This window comes from Streptomyces sp. bgisy027, assembly GCF_057710365.1.
The window spans coordinates 1-4580 of record NZ_JBYIVZ010000111.1 but is presented as its reverse complement, the minus strand read 5'-3'; the positions used below and the strand labels follow the sequence as shown (position 1 = coordinate 4580).

Annotated in this window: 6 protein-coding genes; 2 read left to right on the top strand and 4 right to left on the bottom strand. The window is 69.3% G+C overall.

Going from position 1 to position 4580, the window contains the following annotated elements; translation table 11 throughout:
* Positions 1–122 precede the first annotated feature (122 nt).
* Positions 123–599 carry a GNAT family N-acetyltransferase gene (locus AC3ETA_RS47500; protein WP_432199122.1) on the top strand — a complete coding sequence of 159 codons (477 nt, stop codon included), beginning with the start codon at positions 123–125 and terminating at the stop codon, positions 597–599.
* 317 nt (positions 600–916) lie between these two features.
* A complete protein-coding gene (locus tag AC3ETA_RS47495) occupies positions 917–1549 on the top strand; it encodes a hypothetical protein (RefSeq protein WP_432199121.1) in 633 nt (210 codons plus the stop codon).
* 12 nt (positions 1550–1561) lie between these two features.
* Here AC3ETA_RS47495 and AC3ETA_RS47490 read toward each other — a convergent pair whose 3' ends face one another.
* The 4 genes from AC3ETA_RS47490 to AC3ETA_RS47475 form a co-directional block, all read right to left on the bottom strand.
* Positions 1562–2029, bottom strand: a complete 468-nt coding sequence (locus AC3ETA_RS47490) for a hypothetical protein (RefSeq protein ID WP_432199120.1) — start codon at positions 2027–2029, stop codon at positions 1562–1564.
* 295 nt (positions 2030–2324) lie between these two features.
* Positions 2325–2606: a hypothetical protein gene (locus tag AC3ETA_RS47485; RefSeq protein ID WP_432199119.1), complete on the bottom strand. Its 282-nt coding sequence runs from the start codon at positions 2604–2606 to the stop codon at positions 2325–2327.
* Positions 2600–3412, bottom strand: a complete 813-nt coding sequence (locus AC3ETA_RS47480) for an HD domain-containing protein (protein WP_432199123.1) — start codon at positions 3410–3412, stop codon at positions 2600–2602. The genes AC3ETA_RS47485 and AC3ETA_RS47480 overlap by 7 nt, the downstream gene beginning before the upstream one ends.
* Before the next feature lie 23 nt (positions 3413–3435).
* Complete coding sequence (locus AC3ETA_RS47475) at positions 3436–3765, bottom strand: PadR family transcriptional regulator (protein WP_432199118.1); 330 nt, start codon at positions 3763–3765, stop codon at positions 3436–3438.
* Positions 3766–4580: the final 815 nt, after the last annotated feature.

Here is a 4580-nt window from a genome sequence, read left to right as displayed (position 1 = left end):
CCTCTCGCTCCGCGGCCAGGACGGGTGGCAGAAACGACCCTGGTCAGCAGCTGGTTGGCCCGCCATGAGGCCGGTAAACAGCATGCACGGCTGCCCCATCATGTGCCTTTACCCTGAAGGCCATGACCCTGAAGATCGTCGAGTTGACGGACATCCACGACAGCAGCCTGCGCGCCCTACTCATCAGCGAGAACTGGCACACCCACGCAGCAAGCCTGATCGACGACCGGCATCGTCCCTGGGAAAGGATCTATGTCGCCCTCCTGGATGGTGAAGCCGCGGGCTTTGTGGAAGGCACGTTCAGCGACATGAGCGCATTCACCTCCGGAGAATTCCCGCGACCCAGGGCACGCATCATGAACCTGCTGGTCTCCTCAGCCCATCGCCGCAACAGGGTCGGCAGCGGCCTCGTGCAACGATTCGCCGCCGAAGCCCAGGCCATGCACCTGGACAGCCTGGCGCTGTTTCCCGACCCCCGAGAGCCCGAAGAACGCATGGCCTTCTTCGCCGACTGCGGCCTGCGGCCAGTGGTCGGCTCCGAACTCCTCGGCGCTTCGCTGGAAAGCATCCGCACAGCCCTGACCGAACCGGCCACGTAACCGTCGGGAGGCCGCGAAGCCGGTGGCTGCACATCCCACGGCCGGCGACAGCCCTGCGCCGGCGCGTCAGGCCCAGCCGTGTGCTGTCGTACTGCCTCGCGGACACCTGTGCACGGGCATCGTGAGACTGTCTCAAGAGTAAGAAGACACCGCCCGGTACGAACAACCAGCGCTGTTCGCCCGTACCATCTGCACACCGAGGCATCCAGCGGCACTCGCGGCGCCCTGCCGGGCCGCCCGATCCCTCACCCACAAGGCGCGCCACACATGCGGCACAGCCCCACACAACACCCATGCGCCGAGGAAAGGCCCACCCCATGCCCGAGACAGCCAACCCCGCCACCGAACTGACAACCCAGTACCTCGCCCAGGTAACCGGAGACCTCGAACGCAATACGAAAGAGCAGGAACGTATCAGCGCGGAGATCGCGTCCCTCCAAGAGCAACTCGCCGCCGTGCAGCACGACCACACCGTGCTGATGAACGTGCAGCAGGCACTCGGCCTCCCCCAGCCGCCGGCCCAGCCCACGGCAGACACCGAGAGCGCCACGGTGCCCTCCCCGCGGCAGAAGACTCCCGCCCCGCCCGGCCGGAAGCAGAAGACCCGCAAGGCCACCGCCCCGCCGAAGAAGACCGCAGCCAAGAAGCCCCAGGCCAAGCCGGCGGACACCGCAAAACCAGCTCAGCCCACCCTGGTCGAGCTCATCCGACGCCACCTCCTCGAACTGACAGACCCCCGCTCGGCCGCGGAAATCTCCGCCGCGCTCCACCAGGCCCACCCCGAACGCCAGTTCGCGGACAAGGTCGTACGAGTCACCCTCGAAAACCTCGTCGCCAAGAGCCAGGCAGAACGCACCAAACAAGGAAGGTCCGTCTTCTACACCGCCCCCGGATCGAAGCCCGCCGATGCACCCGAAGCCGAGACGCAGCCCGCGCACGCCGGCCGCTGACAGACTCGTGTTCTACGCGTCGGCGGGCCAGAACTGCACGAGGTAGCGCTCCACCCCGGCGCCGGTGCCTTCGCCCTCCGAAAGCGCCGCAGCCGCGGCTCTGCCAACGCAGCTGACGCGCACGCGCCAGGAGCCACCCACGTCAGCCAGCCTGAAGACCTCGTCCGTCCGGCCCGTGTGCATGGACCACACCGCGACCTGCCCGCTCGAAGACTCAAAAGCGGCCTCGGCCTGCTCGTCCCAGCCTCCCGGATCGTGCGGGGGCGGCGCCGCGTCCCACACCTCGACATCGACGGTGGCGGTGTGGGTGTGCCCGCCGCTGGTGATGTCCAGACGCCCCGGATGGGCGCCGAGGAAAGAGCGGCGGTGAAAGTCGTCGGGGAAGGGCACGGGCAGCTCCGCGTCGTCGGACTCCTGCAGACCAAACGCGTGATACCCCACCAACGCACTCACACGCTGCCGCCGCACAAGCCGCGCCACAACAACCCCCTCAACTCAGAACACGGCGCCCGCCGGGATGCCGGACCCCGACCTTCACCGGGCCCACAGCACAGCGAACCAACCCAACCGCAGACCACCGGCGGGTACTTGAGAAGTTGGCGAGAGTCTCCCGCAGGGACCGGGACACCGACATCGAAGCAGACACCGCATGGCAGGCGGCAGCTCCATGCCGGGCAGGTCACACACCGCGACAGGCCTGCGTGGTGTCCCCGTCAGCGAGATGCTGGTGGAGGCGATGTCGGTGCAGGCTTGGCCGGCGGCAGCCGGGCGGCTGTCATCTGCCGTCCGAGTCGGGCGAGGGTGGGGGCGGCGCAGGCAGCAAAGCCGGCTCGGGCCGCGTGGGTGCTTGGGCCGGCAGGCGCCATGCCTGGATCAGACTGCCCAGGCGGCGGGCCGGTGTCTCGCTGGGGATGAACAGGACGACTGCGAGCAGGGCAAGGGCGCCTGCGGTGAGTGCTGCTGTCGTCCAGGCGGAGAGGCCTCCGCGTGCCATGGCGATGACGAATGCGGCTGCCGCGCCCAGCAGGCCGCCGATGCGGGCCATCGCGTTCACCATCGTCGTTCCCGCCACGGCGGGCGACGCAGCGTCAGGGACAGGCCGGGTGTGCCGAGCAGGACTCGGAGGGTGAAACGGATACGGGTACGGCGGGTGGGCAGGGTGGCCAGTTCGGCGTGCCATTCCTCCTGCCATCGCGCTCGGTGCGGGGCGGGAAGCAGCCAGGTGAGCAGGGTCAGCAGGCGTGGGTTGACGCCGGAAGATGAGGTCGTGGGCTGCAGGACGGCGGTGGAGAGATCGTGCAGTTCACGGCTTACCTCTGTCAGGCCTGCGGCTCGGGCCAGGGGCGCCAGTATGTCGATGGTTTCGCGTGCCTTGCGGTGCTGCTTGGCCGGGGCCACGAAGGCGATGGTGCGCATGTTGTGCAGCCGGTCGGCGAGCCGGATCGCCAGCACGGCTTCCTCACGTGTCGGCCGGGCAGCAGGCCCCGCGTGGTCGCAGGTGAGGCTTTCCAGCGGGAGGGCGCTGAGTTCGGCGGTGCGCACGGTGTGGATCAGGCCGGCTACCTCGGATCCGAAGTATGTGCTGACGCGGTCGGGCGGGCAGTGGGTATCGACGATGTCGTGCAGCAGGGCGGCGCAGATCACGGACGGCGGCATGCCGACCTCGGCGACGATGGCGGCGACGGCCAGGCAGTGGGTGAGCAACGGGTCTCCGCTGCGGCGGGTCTGGCCCGCATGCCACAGAGCGGCTTCGTCGTGGGCGTGCGCGATGGGCGCGGTGTCGGCGTCGGGGCGGTGCGTACGCGCAAGGTCTAAGAGGTTACCCAGGGACGGGGCGGCGGGACGGCGCCTGTCCGGTCGCATCGTTAACCGGCGCCGCGCGGCCGTCATGACACTCCCCCGTCGGCGGCCGGGCGGGCGGCCCATCCAGGCAGGGGTTGCTTGCGGGAGCGGTAGGCGCGGGCGAGAGCATCCCGCGCGTGCTCGGCACCGTCCTCGGTGATCCGGTAGAAGCGGCGGCGCGGTCGGCCGGCTTCCTCGTGTACGGCGGGGTCTTCCCAGGTGCTGTCCACCCAGCCGACTTGTTCCAGGCGGGCGAGGATCGGATAGATCGTGCCCGACGGCAGTCCCGCCAGCTCGCACAGCTCGAGGCCGTAGCGCTCTTTGGCGGGGTCCTCCAGCAAGGCCCGCAGCACCAGTTGGGTCTGCAGGGTCATACGCGGACTACCCATACTCGTACTCTACATAGCCCATATACGGGCTGTCCAGAGTGAGCAGCGGGCCGCGAGCCGCTTCTCAGCTCTCCCGGCGAGGTGCCTGGAGGGCCGCTGACCGGGCCGGGGCCGAAGCCCCCGCCCGGCAGGCCGTGAAACTCGGGCGCGCCCGCGCCCCGGGCGGGCCGCAGCCGGTCCGCCCGGTCCCAGCCTGTGCGATTCCAGCCAGAGCATCCCGCGTACCCCCGATCGCGCACCGGTGGGGGTCTGCTCTGTCCGTCTCCGGATGGGCGCCTTGGCTGGCCAGACCCACGGAGCTGGTGTTCTCCGGAGGCGGCGGTTACCCCTCAGGAAGGCGACAACTCGCCCCAGATGGCACAATTTTGATGCCCCGTAAGGGGCGCGACCGGGTGCGAGGCAGTGCTGCTTCGAACCCGGGACACGAAGAGGAGCCCTCTCTCGGTCACGGTTCCGACGCCACTGTCCGAGAGGGGCTCCCACACATTCCCATTCGTGACACAGAGGACAGAACGGGAGCGATATGAAGGATCGTATGGGCAGGGAGGCCGGTCTCGCCACGCGACTTCGCCGCCGGCTACGCGAACGCCGAGCGGTGCGCGGGCGGGAACTCGGCCGTCATGCGCTGCATGGAGCCGCCTACCGGGCCGGCAGCGGGATCGTCACCGTACTGATCCTGTGGATCGAAAGCCGCCGCTGGCAGACACGCAGGGGCCCCGTCGCAAGACACATGGGGCCCCTGCAAACCAGCCCCTGCACCGCACCCTGCGTCCAGTGCCATGGCACGCGGGCCGTCTGTG

What these genes read in the sequence shown, in the direction of transcription:
- AC3ETA_RS47500 (WP_432199122.1), top strand. Translation starts at nt 123, where the DNA reads ATGACCCTGAAGATCGTCGAGTTGACGGACATCCACGACAGCAGCCTG.
- AC3ETA_RS47495 (WP_432199121.1), top strand. Translation starts at nt 917, where the DNA reads ATGCCCGAGACAGCCAACCCCGCCACCGAACTGACAACCCAGTACCTC.
- AC3ETA_RS47485 (WP_432199119.1), bottom strand. Translation starts at nt 2,606, where the DNA reads ATGGTGAACGCGATGGCCCGCATCGGCGGCCTGCTGGGCGCGGCAGCC.
- AC3ETA_RS47480 (WP_432199123.1), bottom strand. Translation starts at nt 3,412, where the DNA reads ATGCGACCGGACAGGCGCCGTCCCGCCGCCCCGTCCCTGGGTAACCTC.
- AC3ETA_RS47475 (WP_432199118.1), bottom strand. Translation starts at nt 3,765, where the DNA reads ATGACCCTGCAGACCCAACTGGTGCTGCGGGCCTTGCTGGAGGACCCC.